Source organism: Mesorhizobium sp. AR10 (assembly GCF_024746795.1).
Classification (GTDB): Bacteria; Pseudomonadota; Alphaproteobacteria; order Rhizobiales; family Rhizobiaceae; genus Mesorhizobium.
Genome location: NZ_CP080524.1, coordinates 3,555,733 through 3,577,826, shown reverse-complemented (window position 1 = coordinate 3,577,826; position 22,094 = coordinate 3,555,733). Strand labels below are relative to the sequence as shown.

General features: G+C 62.4%; 21 protein-coding genes and 2 tRNA genes. 18 read left to right on the top strand and 5 right to left on the bottom strand.

Going from position 1 to position 22,094, the window contains the following annotated elements; translation table 11 throughout:
- Positions 1–174: 174 nt before the first annotated feature.
- From LHFGNBLO_RS20730 to LHFGNBLO_RS20695, 8 genes are all read left to right on the top strand, one after another.
- A tRNA-Asp gene (locus LHFGNBLO_RS20730) sits at positions 175–248 on the top strand.
- Between the two features lie 2 nt (positions 249–250).
- A tRNA-Leu gene (locus LHFGNBLO_RS20725) sits at positions 251–327 on the top strand.
- A gap of 363 nt (positions 328–690) precedes the next feature.
- On the top strand, positions 691–1,836 hold the full coding sequence (locus LHFGNBLO_RS20720; protein ID WP_258601201.1) for a slipin family protein: 1,146 nt from the start codon (positions 691–693) through the stop codon (positions 1,834–1,836).
- A 176-nt stretch (positions 1,837–2,012) separates the two neighbouring features.
- A complete protein-coding gene (locus LHFGNBLO_RS20715) occupies positions 2,013–2,294 on the top strand; it encodes an acyl carrier protein (RefSeq protein ID WP_006335407.1) in 282 nt (93 codons plus the stop codon).
- Between the two features lie 117 nt (positions 2,295–2,411).
- Positions 2,412–3,602, top strand: coding sequence for a beta-ketoacyl-ACP synthase (locus LHFGNBLO_RS20710; RefSeq protein WP_258601196.1), 1,191 nt, complete (start codon positions 2,412–2,414; stop codon positions 3,600–3,602).
- Between the two features lie 17 nt (positions 3,603–3,619).
- A complete protein-coding gene (locus LHFGNBLO_RS20705; protein WP_258601195.1) occupies positions 3,620–4,903 on the top strand; it encodes a beta-ketoacyl-ACP synthase in 1,284 nt (427 codons plus the stop codon).
- A 28-nt stretch (positions 4,904–4,931) separates the two neighbouring features.
- On the top strand, positions 4,932–5,960 hold the full coding sequence (locus tag LHFGNBLO_RS20700; RefSeq protein ID WP_258601194.1) for a zinc-binding dehydrogenase: 1,029 nt from the start codon (positions 4,932–4,934) through the stop codon (positions 5,958–5,960).
- 13 nt (positions 5,961–5,973) lie between these two features.
- Positions 5,974–6,960 carry a lipid A biosynthesis lauroyl acyltransferase gene (locus tag LHFGNBLO_RS20695; protein WP_258601193.1) on the top strand — a complete coding sequence of 329 codons (987 nt, stop codon included), beginning with the start codon at positions 5,974–5,976 and terminating at the stop codon, positions 6,958–6,960.
- Positions 6,961–7,056: 96 nt separating this feature from the next.
- On the opposite strand, the gene LHFGNBLO_RS20690 is transcribed toward LHFGNBLO_RS20695, so the two are convergent.
- Together LHFGNBLO_RS20690 and LHFGNBLO_RS20685 are read right to left on the bottom strand one after the other, a co-directional pair.
- A complete protein-coding gene (locus LHFGNBLO_RS20690; RefSeq protein WP_258601192.1) occupies positions 7,057–8,001 on the bottom strand; it encodes a hypothetical protein in 945 nt (314 codons plus the stop codon).
- Between the two features lie 119 nt (positions 8,002–8,120).
- Entirely contained in the window at positions 8,121–8,552 is a 432-nt protein-coding gene (locus LHFGNBLO_RS20685) for a L,D-transpeptidase (RefSeq protein ID WP_258601191.1), read from the bottom strand.
- 218 nt (positions 8,553–8,770) lie between these two features.
- Between LHFGNBLO_RS20685 and LHFGNBLO_RS20680 the strand changes: the two genes are divergently transcribed.
- From LHFGNBLO_RS20680 to LHFGNBLO_RS20660, 5 genes are all read left to right on the top strand, one after another.
- Positions 8,771–10,060 carry an acetylornithine deacetylase/succinyl-diaminopimelate desuccinylase family protein gene (locus LHFGNBLO_RS20680; protein ID WP_258601190.1) on the top strand — a complete coding sequence of 430 codons (1,290 nt, stop codon included), beginning with the start codon at positions 8,771–8,773 and terminating at the stop codon, positions 10,058–10,060.
- A 138-nt stretch (positions 10,061–10,198) separates the two neighbouring features.
- A complete protein-coding gene (locus LHFGNBLO_RS20675) occupies positions 10,199–11,677 on the top strand; it encodes an ABC transporter substrate-binding protein (RefSeq protein ID WP_258601189.1) in 1,479 nt (492 codons plus the stop codon).
- Positions 11,678–11,750: 73 nt separating this feature from the next.
- Positions 11,751–12,698, top strand: coding sequence for an ABC transporter permease (locus LHFGNBLO_RS20670; protein ID WP_258601187.1), 948 nt, complete (start codon positions 11,751–11,753; stop codon positions 12,696–12,698).
- Complete coding sequence (locus LHFGNBLO_RS20665) at positions 12,695–13,564, top strand: ABC transporter permease (protein WP_258601185.1); 870 nt, start codon at positions 12,695–12,697, stop codon at positions 13,562–13,564. The genes LHFGNBLO_RS20670 and LHFGNBLO_RS20665 overlap by 4 nt, the downstream gene beginning before the upstream one ends.
- Complete coding sequence (locus LHFGNBLO_RS20660; RefSeq protein ID WP_258601183.1) at positions 13,561–15,204, top strand: ABC transporter ATP-binding protein; 1,644 nt, start codon at positions 13,561–13,563, stop codon at positions 15,202–15,204. The genes LHFGNBLO_RS20665 and LHFGNBLO_RS20660 overlap by 4 nt, the downstream gene beginning before the upstream one ends.
- Before the next feature lie 111 nt (positions 15,205–15,315).
- On the opposite strand, the gene LHFGNBLO_RS20655 is transcribed toward LHFGNBLO_RS20660, so the two are convergent.
- The gene (locus LHFGNBLO_RS20655) at positions 15,316–15,747 is read right to left on the bottom strand and encodes a TerB family tellurite resistance protein (protein ID WP_258601181.1); all 432 of its coding nucleotides are present in this window, start codon (positions 15,745–15,747) and stop codon (positions 15,316–15,318) included.
- A 152-nt stretch (positions 15,748–15,899) separates the two neighbouring features.
- Between LHFGNBLO_RS20655 and LHFGNBLO_RS20650 the strand changes: the two genes are divergently transcribed.
- The 3 genes from LHFGNBLO_RS20650 (at position 15,900) to LHFGNBLO_RS20640 (ending at position 17,538) form a co-directional block, all read left to right on the top strand.
- Positions 15,900–16,070 carry a hypothetical protein gene (locus LHFGNBLO_RS20650; protein WP_258601180.1) on the top strand — a complete coding sequence of 57 codons (171 nt, stop codon included), beginning with the start codon at positions 15,900–15,902 and terminating at the stop codon, positions 16,068–16,070.
- Positions 16,071–16,173: 103 nt separating this feature from the next.
- Positions 16,174–17,007 (top strand): helix-turn-helix domain-containing protein, encoded by an 834-nt coding sequence (locus LHFGNBLO_RS20645; protein ID WP_258601178.1) that lies wholly within the window; start codon positions 16,174–16,176, stop codon positions 17,005–17,007.
- A gap of 111 nt (positions 17,008–17,118) precedes the next feature.
- Complete coding sequence (locus LHFGNBLO_RS20640; RefSeq protein WP_258601177.1) at positions 17,119–17,538, top strand: VOC family protein; 420 nt, start codon at positions 17,119–17,121, stop codon at positions 17,536–17,538.
- 52 nt (positions 17,539–17,590) lie between these two features.
- Here LHFGNBLO_RS20640 and LHFGNBLO_RS20635 read toward each other — a convergent pair whose 3' ends face one another.
- Both LHFGNBLO_RS20635 and LHFGNBLO_RS20630 read right to left on the bottom strand, forming a co-directional pair.
- Complete coding sequence (locus LHFGNBLO_RS20635) at positions 17,591–19,066, bottom strand: cobyric acid synthase (protein WP_258601176.1); 1,476 nt, start codon at positions 19,064–19,066, stop codon at positions 17,591–17,593.
- Positions 19,066–19,680 (bottom strand): dimethylsulfoniopropionate lyase, encoded by a 615-nt coding sequence (locus LHFGNBLO_RS20630; protein WP_258601175.1) that lies wholly within the window; start codon positions 19,678–19,680, stop codon positions 19,066–19,068. Before LHFGNBLO_RS20630 ends, LHFGNBLO_RS20635 begins: the two co-directional genes overlap by 1 nt.
- A 137-nt stretch (positions 19,681–19,817) precedes the next feature.
- Here LHFGNBLO_RS20630 and LHFGNBLO_RS20625 point away from each other — a divergent pair, with 137 nt between their 5' ends.
- Positions 19,818–20,984, top strand: coding sequence for an isobutyryl-CoA dehydrogenase (locus LHFGNBLO_RS20625; protein ID WP_258601174.1), 1,167 nt, complete (start codon positions 19,818–19,820; stop codon positions 20,982–20,984).
- Between the two features lie 24 nt (positions 20,985–21,008).
- Positions 21,009–21,893: a 3-hydroxyisobutyrate dehydrogenase gene (gene mmsB / locus LHFGNBLO_RS20620; RefSeq protein ID WP_258601173.1), complete on the top strand. Its 885-nt coding sequence runs from the start codon at positions 21,009–21,011 to the stop codon at positions 21,891–21,893.
- Positions 21,894–22,094: the final 201 nt, after the last annotated feature.

The following is a 22,094-nucleotide window of genomic DNA, read 5'->3' as shown; positions in this document are numbered from 1 at the left end:
GAAAGAAGCCGCGATGTGACCACGACAATGCCGCTTGCGACAACCCGTCGCAGGGGCTATAGGCGCGCTCCCGGTCACGAAAACCGAAGCGAGCACAACGGTTGGAGCTTTTGTCTCCGCCCGCGCAGGCGGCACTGCCACCCTGTGTACGGCGCCGTTTCGGGGATTGGGATCGCGGATGTAGCTCAACTGGGAGAGCGCCGGATATCGTCCGGAGGTTGTGGGTTCGAGTCCCGCCATTTGCACCACGGATAGCTCAGTTTGGTTAGAGCATCAGATTCAGGTTCTGATTGTCGAAGGTTCAAATCCTTCTCCATTGGCCTTCCAAGCCAAGCACCATGCAGGTGTTATCTGAAAACGGTCCGGGGACTGGAATGCGAAGGACCTGACGGACGGTCCAAGCCTTCGGGCGCGGGCTGGATCGAAGGGTCTGACGCCATCGGCTCGCGGCCAGGCCCGCGGTGACGATCAAGGCGCAGCATTGCCGGCAGGGGAGGCCAAGGCCTCCGGCGCTCGCTTCGCTGCCTCGCGATCCGCTCCCGAAGGTCCGCCACGAACTTGTGCCACCAGTCCCCGGATCATTCGTGCCCGGACTATGACGCGAGAGACGACGTGAAACGAGAAACGAAAGGATGATCGACGCATGACTTGACGCCTCGGAAGGGGCCATGCCCGACAGGAGTGAAGACAATGACGACTATTCTCGACAAGGTTCTTGGACGCGAGCGCGTCCTCGTAAGGGAAAACGAACGTGCCCTCACCCTCTACAAGGGTGAGATCAAGGCTGTCCTGCTGCCGGGCGAGCATTGGCTCGCCAACCGGCGTCAGAGCCTTGAGGTCTCCCGGCACGATCTGAAGAACCCGGAATTCGTTTCGGCGTACGAGAAGGCGTTGTTCGACAAGCTCCCGGATGTGGCCGCGCGTCATTTCACCGTTGTTCGCACCGGGCGCACGGACGTCGCCGTCATTGAGCGTGACGGCAACCTGCACGCCGTGCTGGCGCCGGATCGCAAGCTTGTGCTGTGGACGGATGCCGGTCCGTGGAAGGTGACGGTGATCGACACGTCAACCGATCTCGCCATCGATGCGGCGGTCATGCGCCGGCTCGGCCAGGCCCGGAAGACGGAATTGATGTCCGTCCATCCGGTCGTGGACGGCCAGGCCGGACTGCTGTTCATCGACGGTGTCCTTGTGCGGACGCTGACGGCGGGCGTGCATGGCTTCTGGAACGTCGGACGCATGGTGCAGATCAAGGTCGTCGATCTCAAGCGCCAGTCGCTCGACGTTGCCGGGCAGGAAGTGCTGACCAAGGATCGTGTGACGATCCGCGTCAACATCGCCGCCGAATACCGGGTCGTCGACCCGGTCAAGGCGGTGAGCGCTGTGAAGGACTTCTCCGAAGCCCTCTACCGCGCCCTGCAGTACGCCTTCCGCAAGACGCTTGGGTCGCTCACGCTCGATCAGATCCTCGAAAAGAAGGTGACGATCGACGAGGAGGCTGCCGGCAAGGTCCGCGCCGACATGGCCGAGATCGGGATCGAGGTCAGCGATATCGCCCTCAAGGATGTCATCCTGCCGGGCGAGATGCGCGAAATCCTCAACCAGGTGGTGTCGGCCGAGAAGCAGGCCGAGGCCAACATCATCCGTCGCCGCGAGGAGACGAACGCCACGCGTTCCCTCCTCAACACGGCCAGGGTGATGGCCGAGAACCCGGTGATGCTGCGGCTGAAGGAGCTTGAGGCTCTGGAAACCATCGCCGGCAAGGTCGAGCGGCTGACCGTCCACAACGGAACGGGCGGGTTGCTTAACGACCTGGTCAAGCTCCGCGATAGCTGAGCTGACGTAACGTCAATGGGAAGGGCCGCCGGGTCAACCCGCGGCCCTTCTTGCTTTCGCCAACCCGCCATCCCATCTGCGCCCGGCGCATCAGGCCTTTTCCTGCCCGGAAAAACCGATTAGACAGCGCCCAAACACATGCGGACAGATTCCACCCGCAACCGAAGGAAAAGCCCTTGTCCACCACGTTCGACAAAGTCGCCAAGATCATCGCCGACACCAGCGAGATCGATATCGACACGATCACGCCTGAAAGCCACACCATCGACGATCTCGGCATCGACAGCCTCGACTTCCTCGACATCGTCTTTGCCATCGACAAGGAATTCGGCATCAAGGTGCCACTGGAGAAGTGGACGCAGGAGGTCAATGACGGCAAGGCCTCGACCGACGACTACTTCGTCATGAAGAACCTGTGCGCCAAGATCGACGCCCTGGTCGCGGCCAAGAATGCCTGAGATGGTGCTACGCGCGACCTTGACGCGCTCAGCGCATGACCCCGAAAATCGGCATCGATTTTCGGACAGGGATCATGCGCAAGATAAAAATTGCAGCCTGACCCACAACAGCCGCCCATGAGCCCCCACGACGTCGTCATCACCGGCATCGGCCTTGTCTCTTCGCTGGGAGAGGGTCCGGATGCACACTGGCAGAAACTCGTCCGACCGGGGCTGGAACCGGTGCTCGAGGCCACGCGCTTTTCGCCCTACACCGTCCACCCGCTGCCCGAGATCGACTGGAACCTGCAGATCGCCAAGCGCGGCGACCAGCGCCAGATGGAAACCTGGCAAAGGCTGGGCACCTATGCCGCCGGCCTGGCTCTCGATGATGCCGGCATCAAGGGCAACGAAGAACTCTGCGCAACCATGGACATGGTGGTGGCTGCCGGTGGCGGCGAGCGCGACGAAGCGGTCGACGCCGATATTCTGGCGGCTTCGGAAAGCCGCAACGACCGTGACGTGTTGCTCAACGAAAAACTGACCACCGAATTGCGCCCGACGCTGTTTCTGGCCCAGCTTTCCAACCTGCTGGCCGGCAACATCTCGATCGTCCACAAGGTGACCGGCTCGTCGCGCACCTTCATGGGCGAGGAAGGTGCTGGCGTCGCCGCTGTCGAAACAGCCGCCGCGCGCATCCGCTCCGGCCAGTCGACGCACATCCTGGTCGGCGGCGCCTTCCAGACCGAACATTCCGACATGCTGCTCGGCTATGAGTTGGCCGGCTATCTGCATCGCGGGCCCTGGAAACCGGTCTGGCAGAGGCAAGGTGCAGAAGGCGGCGGCGTGGTGACGGGATCCGGCGGCGCTTTCCTGGTGCTGGAACAACGTGAACATGCGACAAGCCGCGGACGAAAGATCTATGCCGAACTCGGCCCGGTCGTGTCAGGACGCGCCAAACGCAGACTCGGCGAACTCGACGCCGGCATTGCCACGCTGCTCAAGCAGGCAGCAAAGCCGAACGGCGAACTGCTCGCCATCTCCGGCGCTTCAGGCGCACATGCCGCGACCGCGGCCGAGAAATCAGCGTTCGATGCCAATCCGGCGATCGCCGCACGCGGCTTTTCAACGCTGACCGGCCACATGAAGGAAGCGCAGTTTCCCTTCGCCGTGGCGCTGGCAGCACTGGCCGTCGACCGCAAGGCAGCCTACCCCGCCTTTGATGCCGTTGCCGAGAAGTCATTCAGCGGCATTCCGAAAACCGTGCTTGCAACGGCGATCGGCTATCACCAATTCGAGGGCTTGGCGCTGGTTAACGCTGCCGACTAACGGTCCGGGACAAAAAAATGGCCAATCTGAACGACCACATGGGCAGGCCGATCGTCGCCGTCACCGGCATCGGCGTGGTGACCTCGCTCGGTGTCGGCAAGACCGACAACTGGGCAGCACTCACCGCAGGCAAATCCGGCATCCATCCGATCACCCGTTTTCCGGTCGATCATCTGAACACGCGCATCTCCGGCACCGTCGATTTCCTGTCGTCGAGCTCGAAGGGCGCCAGCCACCTCACCTACGAACTGGCCGAGACCGCCGCGCGCGAAGCCGTCGCAGAGTCAGGTCTTGATTCCAGCGATTTCGGCGGACCGCTGTTCCTCGCCTCGCCGCCGGTCGAACTTGACTGGAGCGAACGCTTTTCGCTCTACAACGCCGACAAGCACGGCACCGGCACCGGCACTGGTACCGAAAGGTTGCTTCGGGTGGCGCGCGGACTGAAGGGAACAGACATTTTCGAGACCACTCAGTTCGGTTCGATCGCCGACCGGCTCGCCGACAGCTTCGGCACGCGCGGCCTGCCGATCACGCTGTCGACCGCTTGCGCCTCGGGCGCCACCGCGATCCAGCTTGGCGTCGAGGCGATCCGCCGCGGCGAATGCGACCGGGCGCTGTCAATTGGCGCCGACGGTTCCGCAACCGCCGAGGCGCTGATCCGCTTCTCGCTGCTGTCCGCGCTCTCCACGCACAACGACATTCCTGAAAAAGCGTCCAAGCCATTCTCGAAGGACCGCGACGGCTTCGTACTGGCCGAGGGCTCGGGCGCCCTTGTGCTGGAATCGCTTGAGGCTGCACTGGCCCGCGGCGCGACGATCCTCGGCATCTTGCGTGGCTGCGGCGAGAAGGCCGACGATTTCCATCGCACCCGCTCGAAGCCCGACGGTTCACCGGCGATAGCGGCGGTTCGCGCCGCCCTTGCCGACGCGGGCCTGAGCGAAGACGAGATCGACTATGTCAACGCCCACGGCACGTCGACGCCGGAAAACGACAAGATGGAGCACCTGTCGCTGTCTACGGTGTTCGGCGAGCGGATCGGCTCGATGCCGATCTCGTCGAACAAGTCGATGATCGGACACACGCTCTCGGCGGCCGGCGCGGTCGAGGCGGCATTTTCGCTGATGACCATGCGCGAAAGCGTCATCCCGCCGACCATCAACTACGACAATCCCGACCCGGCGATCGTGCTCGACGTGGTTCCGAACAAGAAGCGCAATGCCGAGGTCGGCACCGTCTTGTCGAACTCCTTCGGCTTCGGCGGCCAGAACACTTGCCTTGTCATGGCGCGGGAACCGGTCTAAGCGACCGTCTTTCGCCAGAAAGAACCGCATGCGCGCACTGCAACTTATCGAGGACCGCCGTCTTGAAACGGTGGACCTGCCGCCTCCCCCGCCACCTTCGCTCGGTGAAGTCACGCTGCTCATCAAGGCGGTGGCGCTGAACCACATCGACGTCTGGGGTTGGCGTGGCATGGCCTTCGCCAAGCGCAAGCTGCCGCTGGTCGTCGGCGCAGAGGCCTCCGGCGAGGTCGAAACGGTCGGCCCCGGCGTTTCCGGCCTTCTTCCCGGACAACTCGTATCGATCTATGGCGCCCGTACCTGCGGACTTTGCCGCGCCTGCCGCGAAGGCCGCGACAATTTGTGCGAACACGTTTCGGGCGTTCACGGTTTCCACCTCGATGGCTTTGCGCAGGAGAAGATAAACCTGCCGGCGCGCCTGCTGGTCCCCGCCCCGCCCGGCGTGACGGACATCGGTGCTGCCGTCGCGCCCGTCACCTTCGGCACCGTCGAGCACATGCTGTTCGACAATGCCAGGCTGCAGCCCGGCGAAACCATTCTCATCCATGCCGGCGGCTCAGGCATCGGCTCCGCCGCGATCCAGCTGGCGAAGAAGATGGGCTGCACCGTAATCACCACGGTTGGCTCCAACGACAAGATCGACAAGGCCAAGGCGCTCGGCGCCGACCATGTCATCAACTATCGCGACGACCGCTTCGAGGGCATCGTGCGGAAGCTAACGAAGAAGAAGGGCGTCGACGTGGTGTTCGAGCATGTCGGCGCCGACACTTTTGCCGCCTCGATGCTGTGCATGAAACGCGGCGGTCGCCTGGTGACTTGTGGTTCGACCTCGGGCGTGTCGACGCAGATCAATCTGATGCAGTTGTTCCAGCAGCAGTTGAAGCTGCTCGGCTCCTTCGGCTGTCGCATGGAAAACATGGCCAACGCCATGCAGAAAATGGCGGCGGGTCTCGTCGCGCCTGTCATCGACACCGAAGTCGGCTTCGGCGACATCGACGCTGCGCTGAAGCGCATGGAAGGCCGTGACGTGTTCGGCAAGATCATCCTGCGCGTCGGCTGAGGATTCTGCCGCGTTGAGCAAGCTATTCAAGAAGGCCCGCCGGAACTTGGGGTTTCGCTACGGCAGGCGGCTCCGCCAGTTGGAGCATTGGCTGGTTGCGCGCATTGCGATGATGATCATCTCCTTGCTGCGCCTGTTGCCGGCCGACAAGGCGCTCAATTTCGCCGACCGTGTCGCCCGCCGTATCGGACCGCTGGTCGGGCGCCACCGTGTCGCCATCAACAATCTGCGCCTGGCCTATCCCGAGAAAAGCGATGCCGAGATCGAATCCATCGCCTCCGATATGTGGGGCAACATGGCCCGCCTTGCCGCCGAGTATATCTTCCTCGATGCCCTTTTCGACTACGATCCGAAAGCCACGAAACCCGGCCGCGTCGAGGTCAGCGGCGCCGATCATTTCGAGCAGATTGCCAACGAGGACAAGCCGCACATCCTCTTCACCGGCCACCTCGGCAATTTCGAATTGCTGCCGGTGGCGGCCGCCACCTTTGGCATGAAGATAACCGCGCTGTTTCGCCCGCCCAACAATCCATACCTGGCCGACTATATCCTCTCGACGCGCCGTTCGACGATGGGCGCTCTGTTGCCGTCTGCGACAGGCGCTTCCTTCGCACTTGCGGCCATCCTGGAGAAGGGCGGTAACATCGGCGTTTTGGTCGACCAGAAATTCTCGAGCGGGCTCGAGACGAATTTCTTCGGCCGCCGCTGCCAGAGCAATCCGGTTCTGGGCATCCTCGCCCGGCACTACGACTGCGATGTTTATCCGGCGCGCTGCGTGCGGCTGCCGGGCAACCGTTTCCGGCTCGAGATCGAGGATAGGCTGACCTTGCCGCGCAACGAGAGCGGCAGCATCGACGTCCCCGCCACCACCCAGCTTCTCGCCGACGTCGTCGAGCGCTGGGTGCGCGAGGATCCCGGCCAGTGGATGTGGTTCCACAAGCGCTGGGAGATCAGTGGCCGCCGGCGCAGCCGGCGTGGACAGGCAAAGTCAGCCGGCTAGACTGCCGTTGAGCACGAAAAAAGCAGCATCAAAGAAAAAGCCGCGAAGATTGCTCTGCGCGACTTTCGTGCTTGATCCGGTGTGTTCCCGAAGATCCTACAGGAAAGGTAGGACGAAGCCCGGGCGATAGGTATCCATCGTGGCGCCGTTGCGATCTTCGTCGAGCAGCGTGTCCGAACCGAAGCTTGCACGCAGGCCAATCACATATTTGTGGACATTCAGGTCTGTTCCATCTGCGGAGATATGGTCCAGCTGATAGCGACCGAACACAGAAACCGGCGTGCCGGAAAACCGGTACATGGCTTGCAACGCCCCCGTGACCGTGTCGAGATCGGTGCCAAACACCGAGAGCCGGGAAAAGCCGAGTTCGGCGTCGAAGCGAAGATTGTCCTGAGCGAAATAGCGCACCACGCCCCGGCCACCCCAGTTGTCGATATGCTCGGGTGAGCCGCTGGCTCGCAACTGGCCATAGTAAACCTGGCCGTAGACGGTCACGTTGCCGAAATAGGCCTGGGCTTCGGGCCCGACCGCGAAACTGTAGATGTCTGCGTCGCCAAAGCCGTCACCGCCATAGCCTGTGAGCGAGGCGAAGCCGCCGAGCGCATAGGCGCTCGGATCGCGCCAGTAGCCGTGAACGGCGCCACCATAGCCATAGATGTTTAGACCCTCGACCCAAAGCGAATCGACGAACGCGTCGGTCTGGACGTTCCACCGGGAATCGATTGGGAAATTGACCCGGCCGGCACCGCCGGCGGTCGTGGCGTTTTCGTCCCCAAAATCGGTCGACAGGTACAGTCCGCCGAGATAGGCCTCGACGTAGCCGGAGATGTGCGGCTGGGCGATTTCGGGTTCCATGACGATCGGAGCGACAGCATCGGCGGCGAAGGCCGACGTGGCGGTTGCGGCAATCGCCGCACCTAGAAGAAGTCGATACATCGGAACCCCCATTGCGTTGCCTTGTTCGGCATCTGCCTCACTGTCGGCGTACGCAAGTGTGAACAGCATCAACCCCCAGCGTAGACAGCCGGATTTTGACGCCATGCGCTATTCCTGCAACGTTTTGGTGCTTTCACCGCCGCAAATGCACGGCGGCGTCAATTGCACGCCTGAGGAAACTCAGCGTTTGCCGAACCTGGGCAGTCTTTTCGTCCGTGCCAAATCTAGTTGGTAACGACGATCCGCGTGTTGCCGAAACCGGCTTCCCGCACCATCGCATAGAAGGTTGCCGCATTGGCAGTGTGCAGGCGCACGCAGCCATGTGACGCCGGACGCCCGAGTTGCCTGACTGCGCCAGTGCCGTGGATGGCATAACCACCGCGGAAGAACACCGAATAAGGCATCGGCGACATGTCGTATTTGCGCGAATACCACATCCGCGCCGTCCATTGCGGCCGGTAACTGCCCCGCGGGGTAATGTAGCCTTTGCGAGCGGTGGAGACGCTCCACCGGTAAAGCACCTGACCGTAGCGGCTGACGGTCATGGTCTGCGAAGACACGTCGATGTTGGCCACCAAACCGGCCGTCTTGCCTTCGATGGACGTGCCGAACAGCATCGCTGCAAGTGCTGCCGCCATGAGAACGATTTTATTCATGAGATCAAACCCCTTTGATGCCCCTTGCCTGTCCTACTTCACGCTTTCTTTCATTTTTTTAAAGACACGTGAGTTAAGTACTCCACACTCCTTGAGGAAATCACCAATCTGGAAGTGAAAATTTGAACGATTTCCCGCGATAGTTGCTCCAACGACACTCTATTTTCGGGGCGGTTGCAGGCTTGCAAAGCCGACCCTTTCGTTGCTCAATTGGCGAAATGAACGAACGTCTCCTGAAAGCGGTCGATGATCGGGTCGATGACCTGGTTGCGCTGACTGCGGACCTGATCCGCTTTCCAACCATCAATCCGCCCGGCGAGGCCTATCAGCCATGCGCCGAATACATCGGCGCGCGTTTGAAGAAGCGCGGCTTCGAGATCGAATTCATCCGCGCCGAAGGCACGCCCGGTGACAGCGACCGCTATCCACGCGTCAATGTCGTCGCCCGCTTCGATGGCCGGTCCCCTGGCGCCTGCGTGCATTTCAACTCGCATATAGACGTGGTCGAAACCGGCAGTGGCTGGACCGTGGATCCTTTCGCCGGCGTCGTCAAAGACGGCAAGGTCTATGGCCGCGGCGCCTGCGACATGAAGGGGGGCTTGGCCGCCTCGATCATCGCGGCGGAAGCCTTCATGGAAATCTTCCCGGACTTTCCCGGCGCCATCGAGATATCAGGTACGGTCGACGAAGAGTCCGGTGGCTTCGGCGGCGTAGCCCATCTGGCGAAGCTTGGTTATTTCTCCAGGCCCAAAGTCGACCACGTCATCATCCCCGAGCCTCTGAACAAGGACCGCATCTGCCTTGGCCATCGCGGCGTCTGGTGGGCGGAGATCGAGACCAAGGGCGAGATCGCACATGGCTCCATGCCGTTCCTCGGCGACAATGCGGTGCGCCACATGGGCGCCGTGCTGAGGGCTTTCGAGGACGTGTTGTTTCCCGCGCTCGACCGCAAGATGACGCGCATGCCGGTCGTGCCCGAGGGAGCCAGACGCTCGACCATGAACATCAATTCGATCCATGGCGGCCAGACGGAGGATTTCCGGCCCGGCCTGCCCTCGCCAAACGTGCCCGATTCCTGCCGGCTGACCATCGACCGCCGCTTCCTGCTGGAAGAGGATCTGGACACGGTCAAAAGCGAGGTGACTGATATCCTCGACAGGCTGAAGCGCGAGCGGAAGAAATTCGACTACGAGATCCGTGACCTCATGGAGGTGCTGCCGCTGATGACCGAGCGCAACGCGCCGGTGGTCAAGGCGGTGGCGCAAGGCATCATGGCGATATTCGATCGCGAACCGGACTATGTCATTTCGCCCGGCACCTACGACCAGAAGCACATCGCCCGCATTGGCCACATCTATGACTGCATCGCCTATGGTCCTGGCATTCTCGACCTCGCCCATCGGCCAGACGAATGGGTCGGGATATCGGACATGGTGGAGTCGGCCAAGGTGATGGCGATCGGGCTCAACGTTCTGCTCAGGGGCGCCGATGGCGACGGCACGCTTTGATCGGCTGGGCCGGCAATCTGTGGAAAAACATTCCCCCCGCCGAGGACGGACAGCACGAAACGCAATTTACTCCTTGCCGATTTCACGCTTCTATCCCCCAGGTTTGAGCAAGTGTTTGAGCACACAGGGAGTTGCACGATGAAATTGTGGAAAACCATTCTCGCTGCTGCGGCTCTGGCGCTGGCCGCTGGAACCTCGGCGATGGCCGCACGCACCGACCTGGTCATCGGCATTCCGCTCGAACCGCCGCATCTCGATCCGACCGCCGGTGCGGCCGCTGCGATCGACGAGGTGCTCTACGCCAACGTGTTCGAGGGCCTGACCCGCATCGGTCCGAACGGCGAGGTTCTGCCCGATCTGGCCGAAAGCTGGACCATTTCCGATGACGGCAAGACCTACACCTTCAAGCTGCACAGCGGCGTGAAATTCCACGACGGCACCGACTTCAACGCCGACGACGTGAAATTCTCGCTCGATCGCGCCAGCGCCGACAATTCCGTCAACGCGCAAAAGGGCCTGTTCGCCGCCATCGATGCGGTCGAAGTCGTCGATCCGGCGACGGTGAAAGTCACGCTCAAGAACCCGCAGGGATCCTTCCTCTACAATATGGGCTGGGGCGATGCTGTCATCGTCGCGCCTGAGACAGCCGATACCAACAAGGAAAAACCTGTCGGCACCGGCCCTTTCAAATTCCAGAGCTGGGCCAAGGGCTCGTCGATCACACTGGTGAAGTCCGACAACTACTGGGGCGCCCCGGTGTCCCTCGACAAGGCAGAGTTCCGCATCGTTCCGGATGCCGCAGCCGCCGTGCCGGCGCTGCTTTCGGGTGACATCCAAGCCTTCCCCTTCTTCGATCCCGACAGCGTCGCGCAGGTCAAGGACGATCCGCGCTTCAAGGTGGTAATCGGCGCCACCGAGGGCGAAACCATCCTGTCGATCAACAACAAGAAGCCGCCATTCGACAAGCTGCAGGTCAGGCAGGCGATTTCCTATGCGCTCGACCGCAAGGCGATCATCGACGGCGCCTCGGCCGGGCTCGGCGTACCGATCGGCTCACACATGTCACCCGCCAGCAAGGACTATGTCGATCTCACCGGCCGCTATCCGCACGATGTGGCCAAGGCCAAGGAATTGCTCAAAGAGGCAGGCCTCGAGAACGGCCTCAAGGCAACGCTGAAACTGCCGCCGCCGTCCTATGCACGGCTTGGCGGCGAGATCATCGCCTCGCAGCTTCGCGATGTCGGCATCGATCTGGAAATCATCCCGGTCGAATGGGCGCAGTGGCTGGATCAGGTGTTCACCAAGAAGGATTACGACCTGACCATCGTCTCGCACACCGAGCCCAACGACATCGATATCTATTCTCGCAAGGACTACTATTTCAACTACGACAATCCGGCCTTCGACAAGATCATCGCCGATCTGAACCTCACCTCCGACGAAGCCAAGCGCAAGGAGCTGTTGGGGCAAGCACAGAAGATCCTGGCCGATGATGCCGTGGTCGGCTTCCTCTACGAATTGCCGAAAGTCGGCGTATGGGACGCCAAACTGCAGGGTCTGTGGGAGAACGCCCCGATTCAGGCCAACGACCTGACCAAGGTGAAGTGGTCGGATTGATTTCGTTGTCGCGAAAAACGCGCTGCTCCGGAAACCGCTTCCGGGGCACGTCTTTTTCCGGCAGGCTGAGCTTATGAGCGCCTATCTCCTCAAACGTCTCATGATCGCCGTGCTCACGCTGGTCCTGGCCTCGATGGTGATCTTTGCCGTGCTGGAGATCATTCCCGGCGACCCGGCGCGGCTGATGCTGGGCTTGAATGCCAGCGCCGACCAGGTCGAGTTGCTGCGCAACCAGATGGGCCTCAACGCGCCCCTCGCCTTTCGCTATCTGCACTGGGCCGGCGGCTTGCTGAGCCTCGATTTCGGCCGCTCCTACACCTATTCGGTTCCGGTCATCGATCTTGTTCGCGAGCGCATCGTCGTCTCGCTGCCGCTGGCGCTGATCGCACTCGCTCTCTCCACGGCAATCGCCATTCCGGTCGGGCTGTTTTCCGCCAGACGGCGTGGGCGAGCCGGCGACACGGTTGCGATGGGCGCCGCCCAGCTTGGTGTCGCCGTGCCGAATTTCTGGTTCGCGCTCATGCTGATCTATCTCTTTGCGGTCTGGCTGCGGCTGGTGCCGGCCGGCGGTTTTCCCGGCTGGAGCGCCGGTGTGTGGCCGGCGTTGAAATCACTGCTCCTGCCGGCGATCGCGCTTGCCTTGCCGCAAGCGGCGATCCTGGCGCGCGTCACCCGCTCGGCGCTGATCGAAGTGCTGAATGAGGACTACATCCGCACCGCGCGCGCCAAGGGCCTGCCCTATCGCGCTGTCTTGTGGCGGCACGCATTGCGCAACGCTCTGATCCCGGTGCTCACCATTCTCGGCCTGCAGTTCGCCTTCCTGCTTGCCGGCACCATCATCATCGAGAACGTCTTCTACCTGCCGGGGCTCGGCCGGCTGGTGTTCCAGGCGATCACCCAGCGCGATCTGATCGTCGTCGAAAGCGTCGTCATGCTGCTGGTCGCCGCCGTCATCGCCGTCAACCTGCTTGTCGATCTTTCCTACGCGATCGTCGATCCGCGCCTGAGAAGCCGGCAATGACGCTGCGCTTCGACCTCCCCGAGGAGAATCTCGCCGGCATTCTGGCCAAGGCGTTTGGGAATCGCTCCTTCCTCGCCGGCTTCGTCATCACCATACTGGTGGCAGCTGTCGCACTGCTCTCCTATGTCTGGACGCCCGACGACGTCACCAAACTGATCATATCAGACAAGACGCAAGCGCCGTCGCTGACCCATTGGTTCGGCACCGATCACTTCGGTCGCGACATCCTGTCGATGATCATGGTCGGCGCCCGCAATTCGATCGCCGTGGCACTGGTGGCCGTCGGTATCGGCATGGGTGTCGGCGTACCGCTCGGCGCCTTCGCCGCGGCGCGCGGCGGCATTGTCGACGAGGCGGTGATGCGGCTGAACGACCTCGTCTTCGCCTTCCCCGCACTGCTTTCGGCAATCATGATCACCGCCATCTTCGGGCCGGGTGCGGTCAATGCCATCATCGCCATCGGCATCTTCAACATTCCTGTGTTTGCGCGTGTCGCCCGCGCAGGCGCGCTGGCGATCTGGCCGCGCGAATTCATCCTCGCGGCGCGAGCCGCCGGCAAGAGCACCACGCTGATCACCATCGAACATGTGCTGCCCAACATCGCCACGCTGCTTTTGGTGCAAGGCACCATCCAGTTCGCGCTCGGCATCCTGGCGGAAGCGGGCTTGTCCTATGTCGGCCTCGGTGCGCAGCCGCCGATGCCGAGTTGGGGCCGCATGCTGTTCGACGCGCAGACCCGCATGGTGGTGGCGCCGTGGATGGCGATCTTTCCAGGCATGGCGATTGTCGTCACCGTGCTTGGCCTGAACCTGCTCGGCGACGGCATCGCCGATATCCTCGATCCGAAATCGCGGCGGCAGCGATGAGCTTGCTCGAAATCGAGAACCTGTCGCTGACCATCGGCGACACGCAGATCCTGAGGGGTATCGGGCTCTCCGTCGCGCCCGGCGAGGTGATGGGGCTGGTCGGAGAATCCGGCTCGGGCAAGTCGATGACGGCGCTGACGGTGATGCGGCTTCTGCCATGGGCAGCACGCGCCACGGGACGCGTGAGCTTCGACGGCATCGACATCCTTGCCGCCAGCGAGGACCAGATGTGCGCGCTGCGTGGCGACGACATCGGCATGGTGTTCCAGGAGCCGATGACGGCGCTCAATCCGGTCAAGACCATCGGCGAGCAGGTCGCCGAAGGCATCCGCTGGCACACCAAGGCCAGCCGCGCGAATGCCGAGGAGCGGGCGCGAAAAATGCTCGACCGCGTCGGCCTGCCGGCAGCAAAATTCCCGCTGGCGCGCTATCCACACGAGCTTTCCGGCGGCCAGCGTCAGCGCGTCGTCATTGCCATTGCCTGTGCGCTGAAACCAAAGCTGCTGATCGCCGACGAGCCGACCACGGCACTCGACGTGGTGCTGCAGGCGCAGATCCTCGACCTGTTGCGCGACCTCGTCGCGGAAAACCGCATGGGTCTGTTGTTGATCTCGCACGACCTCGCGGTGGTGACCGAGATGGCCGACCGCATCACCATACTGCGCCACGGCGAGGTGATGGAGGCCGGCGAGACGGCGCGCACATTGTCCGAACAGCTTCATCCCTACACGCGCCAGCTGGCGCAAGCGTCGATGCATGTGCCGGCGCGCGCCAGAACGCATGACGCCGACCACGGCACACCTCTGCTTCAGGTAGCCAAACCTCTTCTTCAAGTGGAAAGCGCGACGCGCGATTATCCGGGACGACGCACGTCCCTGTTCAAGCGCGCCGTGCCGACCCGCGCCGTCGACGATGTGTCCTTCTCGATGGCGCCGGGGCAATCGGTGGCATTGGTCGGCCGCTCCGGCTGCGGCAAGTCCACGCTGGCTCGCATGATCCTGGCGCTGGACCGGTCGACATCAGGAACGATCCGGTTTCGCGGCGAGACCATCACCGGCAAGAGCGAGACGGAACTCAAGCCGGCGCGGCGCGACATGCAGGTGGTGTTCCAGGACCCCTACGGCTCCTTCGACCCGCGCCAGAAGGTCGAAAAACTGGTGGCCGAACCACTGCATGTGCTGGAGAAGAAGCCGGCACCCGCTGAGCGGCGCGAAATGGTGGCGCATGCGTTGCACGAGGTCGGCCTCAGCCCCCGCGACATGGACAAGTATCCGCATGAATTTTCAGGTGGCCAGCGGCAGCGCCTGTCGATTGCCCGCGCCATCATAACCCGACCGAAACTGGTCGTCGCCGACGAGCCCGTGTCGGCACTCGACGTCTCGATCCGTGCCCAGATCCTCGACCTCTTCGCCGATCTCAACCAGAAGCTCGGCGTCGCCTATCTGTTCATCACCCACGATCTGACCGTCGCCCGCGCCATCACCGACGAAGTTATGGTCATGCATGAGGGTAAGATCGTCGAGCGTGGCCGGACGAGCGAGGTGCTCGACAATCCACAGTCCGAGGCGGCCAGGGCGCTGGTCGCCGCCGCTCCGGATTTGCACCGGGCGATCGCGCGCAGATTACAGGAACAAGGGTGAACAGCCGGTTCACGAAGTGAATCGTGCCGGTGGCACGATGAAAGGCCCCGCGAACGCCGGGACGCTACGAGCGGCGGGGACCCGGCAGGCCAGGCGACTGTCGAGACCAGCTCACTCTTCCGGCTTCACCACGTCGACCGGGCTGATGTCGAGCAGGTCGAGCGTACGGCGCAAAAGCCGCACCTCGCTCTCGGCCAATTGCGAATCGGCCTTGGCGATCTCGGCCATATGGAGAGCGAGCAGCTTGCGCCGTTCGACGTCGAGGCCGCGGAACTGCGCTATGGCTTGCGAGCCGTTGGTCTCGTAGCCGAACTCGTTGAGATACTCGATAACGCTGTCGATGCTGGCTTCCGGAATGCCGAAGGCTTCCTTGCAGATACGCCTGAAGGCCACCATTTCGCTCTCGCTGACCGAACCGTCGGCCAGGATCATGCGGAACAGCATCAGCAGTTCCGCCGACAGCACAGGATCGTCCGCCACCTTGCGCACGCCGGGGTCGCCGTCGAAGATCGAGCGTATCTGGTCGAGCAATGCCATCGCCATCAATATCCTTTTCCGATTCGCCCATAGGTAGCGCGGAATCGGCCTTGCGCAAACCGGATGCGGTGGTCGACCTCTGCTGGGTCCGCTGATTGGTGTATGATCGCGCGCCTGATAGAATGTGGGCGTACGAATCATGTTGAGGAGGACCACACATGAATCTCAGTGCGCCCACACAACTTATTTTCATTATTTCCGTTGTCATCGCCATTATCGGCATTCTTGCCGCTCTCGGCGTTCTTGCGTTCATTCCACTGGCATCAGTGTGGATTGTTCTTATTGCTTACATCGTGCTTGCCGCCGGCTGCTTGATGCGCGGCGCCTAAGCACTTCACCATCTCAGGCAATTGGAAGCGCCCGGTCACAAGCCGGGCGTTTTTGATTTTGACGCATGGTCTGCTAGGCTCTCCCTGGACATAAGGATGGCCGATGCCGGTCGAGACAGAGCGTCATGACCAACAGGATCGTCCGGTCGCCGACCGGTTCGAGGTGGTGCGGCGCGCACCCGGCGATCAACTTCACGGTGCTGTGACGGACATATGCGGCTATCGCGAAACAGCGCCCGGCCATTTTCGCAACGTCGAATATGCGTCGCTGACCGTGCCGCTGGTCATCAGCTTCGCCGAACCCTTCGCCATCGGGCTCGGCAAGGACCCCGGCGACAATGATCGCTTCGCCAGTTTCGCCGCCGGCCTCTACGCCGGGCCGGTGGTGATCGAATCCTTTGGCGGCTCTTGCTGCATCCAGATCAATTTCACGCCGCTCGGCGCCCGCCGCTTCTTCGGCCAGCCGATGAGCGAACTGGCGGACACCATGGTCGGCCTCGATGATGTGCTCGGCCTTGAAGGCATGATGCTGCGCGAAAGGCTGGGCAATGCGCGGGACTGGAGCACACGCTTTGCCATCGCTGAGGCTTTCGTCGCCACCCGGTTGACCGAGGCTCGCGAAACGCAGGCCGAAATCGATTGGGCCTATGACCGGATCGTCACTTCGGGCGGCCGCATTCGCATTTCGACGCTGGCCGGAAAACTTGGCTGGAGCCGCAAGCATCTTGCCGGTAAATTCTCCGATGCGATCGGTGTCGGTCCCAAGACGCTGTCGCGCATCATCCGCTTCAACCGTGCGCTTGGCCTGTCCCGGCAAAACGCCAGCGATTGGGCTGATATCGCGGCCGATTGCGGCTATGCCGACCAGTCGCATCTGGTGCGCGAGTTCCGCGACCTTGCCGGCACAACGCCGACCGCGCTTGCCGCTCAGGCATAGGTACAGAAGCGTTCCTTCGGACGCTTGGCACCCAGGTAACATTTCTTCAAGACGCCGGAACAGCCTTCGCTCAGATTGGGTTATCGACCAACCCAGACGAAGGAGATCGCTATGTCGCACACCACTGAACCCCCGCGGCTCTACCCGACGCTGCGCTACAAGAACGCGGCAAAAATGATCGACTGGCTGGGCGAAGCCTTCGACTTCAGCGTCCGTGCCCGCTTCGGCGAAGGCGATGTCGTCCATCACGCCGAACTGACCTTCCGCTCCTCGATGATCATGCTGGGCACCGCGCGCGACGACAAGTTTGGCCAGATGGTTGGCGCGCCAGGCTCGGGGGGTGGCAGAGCCATCTACGTCGCCGTCGCTGATGCCGACGCCGCTTTTGCTCGAGCCAAGAGTGCCGGCGCCGATATCCTCGAGGAACTTGTCGACCGCAACTATGGCAGCCGCGAATTCATCTGCCGCGATCCGGAAGGCAATGTCTGGTCCTTCGGCACTTACTGGCCGAAAGCCAACGAAAAAGCATGATCCCGAAAAGTGGAGGCCGGTTTTCGAACAAGGTCATGCTCAAGTAAAAGAGCTAACGCGCCAGAGCAAAAATAGCATCGCAGTCGAGATGGGTTTCCAGCTCGGCTGCGACCTCGTCCAGCGCCCGTTCGACCTCGGCGCGATAGTCGATGCCGCCGCCTTTGACACCGAGGTTTTCGAGGAACCGCGCGCGAAAACCATCGGCGGAAAACAGTCCGTGCAGATAGGTGCCGAAAACCTTGCCGTCGGCGGAGATGGCGCCGTCATCGACACCGTTGATGACGGCGGACGGCCGCAGCGTGTCCGGGCCGGTGGTGCGGCCAAGATGGATCTCATAGCCTTCGAGCGGCAGGTCGAACGGCACTGAGCGCGCGCTGACATTGCGCACCGTCTTTTCCGGCTCCATCACCGTTTCGACATCAAGCAGCCCGAGGCCTTCGGTCTCGGTGACGTTGCCTTCGATGCCGTCGGGATCGCGCACCACGCGACCGAGCATCTGGAAGCCGCCGCAAATGCCGACGATTTGGCCACCGCGCTTGCGGTGGGCGAAGAGGTCGCGATCCCAGCCATTCTCGCGGAATTTCAGCAGGTCGCCGATCGTCGACTTGGAGCCGGGAATGACCACCAACCCGGCATCCTCCGGCAAGCGTTGACCCGGCGGCACGAAGACCACCTCGACCTGCGGCTCAGCCTTGAGCGGGTCGAGATCGTCGAAATTGGCGATGCGGCCAAGCATCGGCACGACGACCTTCAGCGCCCGCTTCTCGCCGGACACCAGCCGTTCGAGCACGACCGAATCTTCTGAAGGCAACCGTGCCGCTGCCTTCAGCCACGGCACGACGCCGAAACAGCGCCAGCCGGTGAATTTCTCGATCGCTCCGATACCGTCATCGAACAACGAAACATCGCCGCGGAACTTGTTGATGAGGTAGCCGACGATCATGCGCCGGTCCTCGTCCGGCAGGATCAGATGCGTGCCGGCGACCGAGGCGATGACGCCGCCGCGGTCGATGTCGCCGACGAGAATGACCGGCACGTTGACGCGCGTCGCAAAGCCCATATTGGCAATGTCGCGGCTCCTGAGGTTGATCTCGGCCGGCGAACCAGCGCCTTCGACGATGACGAGATCGGCGCCCTCGCCGACCTTCGCCCAGGAGTCCAGCACGGCATCCATCAGTTGGCCCTTCAGCGCCTGATAGTCGCGCGCCCTCGCCTCGCCGAACACTTTGCCCTGCACCACCACCTGCGCCCCGACATTGGTCTGCGGCTTGAGCAGCACCGGGTTCATGTGGACGGACGGCGCCACGCCACAAGCGATCGCCTGCAGCCATTGGGCACGGCCGATCTCGCCGCCACCTGCGTTGTTGTCGCCCGGGATGTCGGCAACGGCGGCATTGTTCGACATGTTCTGCGGCTTGAACGGCCGCACCTTCAGCCCACGTTTCTTTGCTGCGCGGCAGAGGCCTGCAACCAGGACCGTCTTGCCCACGTCGGAGCCCGTGCCTTGCAGCATGATCGCTTTGGCCATCAGCCCCTGCCCTGCGCAACGGTTCCGGTGATATCGGACTTCTGCGCCAGCGGTCCGCCACGCCAGATGTAGAGCGCCAGCAACGGCTCCTTGCCGGTGCGCATGGCGTGGTTCACGTTCGACGCGTGATGGATGACCTCACCAGCCTCGCGAACACGAAAGTCGCTTTCGCCCATGCGCCATTCGGTGCCGCCGGTCAGCGGAATGTAAATTTCCTCGGCGACGTGGTGATGATCGGGATAGACGATATCAGGGCCCAGGATCAACAAGCCGGCCGCGACCTCATCGTTGATGAAATGACCGCGCGTGCCGAAGACCTCCAGCCAGCCATAGTTGTCGATGAATTCTTTTCCGAAATCCGCCGCGCTGTAGGTCTGGCCCCATCGCAAACCGGCTCGACGCTCCGCGAGCAGTCCCGCCAGCGGCCTCGCGCCTGTCGGAGCGAGTTCGACGATGCGATCGAGCTGGCGAAGGCAAGCCAGCGGATGCGGTTCGAGCCGACGGGGCGGCATGTCCCAGCCGATCCTGGCCACGGCGTCGCGAACCAGCCCATCATCAAACGTCGAGAGATAGGAGCGGAAGCGTTCAAGCAGTTCATCGAAATTTGTCGTCACGCTTTGCTCCGGGCACCAATTCGCGCACAGCCGCTCCGCAGGTAGCCGGGTTGCGCGGCGGCATCATTGGTCTAGATTGGACGGCGCGCAAAGCCAAAAACGACAGGCCAGCAGGCCAAAAAATCAGGGAGCACGCCATGGACGCCGCTGTCGATGCGAGCACCGGCCAGTTCGAACTCAACGAAGACCAGCGCGCCATACAAGCGATGGCCGAGGCCTTCGCCACGGACCGCGTCGCGCCGAACGCGCTCGACTGGGACCGCAACAAGCATTTCCCTGCCGATGTGATCCGCGAGACCGGCCCGCTCGGCCTAGGCGGCATCTATGTCAGAGACGATGTCGGCGGCTCTGCGCTCGGCCGGCTCGATGCCGTGCTGATCTTCGAGGCAATTTCCCGCGCCGATCCGGCGTTTTCCTCCTTCATCTCGATCCACAACATGGTGGCTTCGATGATCGACCGCTTCGGCAGCGAGGAGCAGCGCCAGCGCTTTCTGCCCAGGCTGACCTCGATGGAATGGCTGGCGAGCTATTGCCTGACCGAGCCGGGCTCCGGGTCGGACGCGGCGGCGCTGAAGACGCGCGCGGTGAAGAGCAGCAGTGATTATGTGCTGAACGGCGCCAAGCAGTTCATCTCCGGCGCCGGCGACAGCGACCTCTATGTCGTCATGGCGCGCACCGGGGCCGATGGACCGAAAGGCATTTCCACCTTTATCGTGCCGAAGGATGCGCCCGGTCTTTCCTTCGGTGCCAATGAGCACAAGATGGGCTGGCACATGCAGTCGACCCGCCAGGTCATCTTCGAGGACTGCAAGGTGCCCGCGGAAAACCTGCTTTCTTCAGAAGGCGCCGGTTTCGGCATCGCCATGGCCGGGCTCGACGGCGGCCGGCTGAACATTGCCGCCTGTTCGCTCGGCGGTGCACAGTCAGCGCTCGACAAGGCGCTGTCCTACACCGCCGAGCGCAAGGCCTTCGGCTCGAAGATCAACCAGTTCCAGGCGCTGCAGTTCAAGCTGGCCGACATGGAGACCGAGTTGCAGGCGGCGCGCATCTTCCTCTACGCCGCCGCCTCCAAGCTCGACCGCAACGCGCCGGATGCCGGAAAATGGTCGGCCATGGCCAAGCGCTTCGTTACCGACATCGGCTTCAATGTCGCCAACGATGCACTGCAATTGCATGGCGGGTACGGCTATTTGCACGATTATGGCGTCGAGAAGCTGGTGCGGGATCTGCGCGTCCACCAGATCCTGGAAGGCACCAACGAGATCATGCGCGTCATCATTGCACGCGCCCTGATCGGCCGCTGACGGTAGAAAAATCGGGAGAAAACGATGACCACCATCGCCTTCATCGGCCTCGGCAACATGGGCAATCCGATGGCCGCGAATCTCGTCAAGGCCGGGCACACGGTGAATGGTTTCGACCTGATGCCGGAGAACCTCGTCGTCGCCAGGGACCATGGCGTCGTCGTCATGGCCAATGCGCTTGCGGCGGTGAAGGATGCCGATGTGGTCATCACCATGCTGCCCGCCGGCAAGCATGTTCTGTCGGTCTATGAGGAAATCGCGCCCAAGGCCAGGAAAGGCGCGCTGTTCATCGATTCCTCGACCATCGACGTCGAATCGGCCCGAAAAGCCCATGCCGTCGCAAACCGGCACGGCCTGCTGTCGATCGACGCCCCGGTCTCCGGCGGCACTGGTGGCGCTGCCGCGGGCACGCTGACCTTCATGGCCGGCGGCTCGAAGGACGCCTTCGCCAAGGCTGAGCCTATTCTGAAGCCGATGGCCGGCCGCATCGTCCATTGTGGTGAGAACGGCGCCGGCCAGGCGGCAAAGATTTGCAACAACATGATCCTCGGCATTTCGATGATCGGCGTCGCCGAAGCCTTCGTGCTGGCGGAAAAACTGGGCTTGTCGCATCAGGCGCTGTTCGATGTCGCCTCGACGTCGTCGGGCCAGTGCTGGTCGCTGACCAGCTATTGTCCGGTGCCCGGCCCCGTGCCGGCTTCGCCCGCCAACCGTGACTACAAGCCCGGCTTTGCCGCGGCACTGATGCTGAAGGATTTGAAACTGTCGCAGGAGGCAGCACTTGGCGCCGGTGCGGCAACGCCGCTGGGCGCCGAGGCGACACAGCTTTACGCGCTGTTCAACGCCCAGGGACATGCCGGCGCCGATTTTTCCGGAATCATAAATTTTCTGCGCGGCAGCCCTTCGTAAGTTTCGAATTTTGCAGAGCTTTTGTCGATTTTTTCGGACAGGAAAAATCGCAAATTTAGATTTGCTTAAGCTCTCAATAACCTCACGGTAACGATGTCCCTATAAAACGGATTTCGAGGCGGACATATCGCATCCGCCCGGCGCTCCGGATCAGGTCTCGCGTACCGGAGCCCGTAAGTTTCGCAAGTGTTCAGTAGCGAA

Bases quoted from the DNA above. Each gene is read 5' to 3' on its own strand.
- LHFGNBLO_RS20660 (WP_258601183.1), top strand. From the start codon at position 13,561: ATGAGCTTGCTCGAAATCGAGAACCTGTCGCTGACCATCGGCGACACG.
- LHFGNBLO_RS20655 (WP_258601181.1), bottom strand. From the start codon at position 15,747: ATGGCGATGGCATTGCTCGACCAGATACGCTCGATCTTCGACGGCGAC.
- LHFGNBLO_RS20700 (WP_258601194.1), top strand. From the start codon at position 4,932: ATGCGCGCACTGCAACTTATCGAGGACCGCCGTCTTGAAACGGTGGAC.
- LHFGNBLO_RS20710 (WP_258601196.1), top strand. From the start codon at position 2,412: ATGAGCCCCCACGACGTCGTCATCACCGGCATCGGCCTTGTCTCTTCG.
- LHFGNBLO_RS20705 (WP_258601195.1), top strand. From the start codon at position 3,620: ATGGCCAATCTGAACGACCACATGGGCAGGCCGATCGTCGCCGTCACC.
- LHFGNBLO_RS20635 (WP_258601176.1), bottom strand. From the start codon at position 19,066: ATGGCCAAAGCGATCATGCTGCAAGGCACGGGCTCCGACGTGGGCAAG.
- LHFGNBLO_RS20625 (WP_258601174.1), top strand. From the start codon at position 19,818: ATGGACGCCGCTGTCGATGCGAGCACCGGCCAGTTCGAACTCAACGAA.
- LHFGNBLO_RS20690 (WP_258601192.1), bottom strand. From the start codon at position 8,001: ATGGCGTCAAAATCCGGCTGTCTACGCTGGGGGTTGATGCTGTTCACA.
- LHFGNBLO_RS20680 (WP_258601190.1), top strand. From the start codon at position 8,771: ATGAACGAACGTCTCCTGAAAGCGGTCGATGATCGGGTCGATGACCTG.
- LHFGNBLO_RS20720 (WP_258601201.1), top strand. From the start codon at position 691: ATGACGACTATTCTCGACAAGGTTCTTGGACGCGAGCGCGTCCTCGTA.
- LHFGNBLO_RS20645 (WP_258601178.1), top strand. From the start codon at position 16,174: ATGCCGGTCGAGACAGAGCGTCATGACCAACAGGATCGTCCGGTCGCC.
- LHFGNBLO_RS20675 (WP_258601189.1), top strand. From the start codon at position 10,199: ATGAAATTGTGGAAAACCATTCTCGCTGCTGCGGCTCTGGCGCTGGCC.
- LHFGNBLO_RS20685 (WP_258601191.1), bottom strand. From the start codon at position 8,552: ATGAATAAAATCGTTCTCATGGCGGCAGCACTTGCAGCGATGCTGTTC.
- mmsB (WP_258601173.1), top strand. From the start codon at position 21,009: ATGACCACCATCGCCTTCATCGGCCTCGGCAACATGGGCAATCCGATG.
- LHFGNBLO_RS20665 (WP_258601185.1), top strand. From the start codon at position 12,695: ATGACGCTGCGCTTCGACCTCCCCGAGGAGAATCTCGCCGGCATTCTG.
- LHFGNBLO_RS20640 (WP_258601177.1), top strand. From the start codon at position 17,119: ATGTCGCACACCACTGAACCCCCGCGGCTCTACCCGACGCTGCGCTAC.
- LHFGNBLO_RS20670 (WP_258601187.1), top strand. From the start codon at position 11,751: ATGAGCGCCTATCTCCTCAAACGTCTCATGATCGCCGTGCTCACGCTG.
- LHFGNBLO_RS20650 (WP_258601180.1), top strand. From the start codon at position 15,900: ATGAATCTCAGTGCGCCCACACAACTTATTTTCATTATTTCCGTTGTC.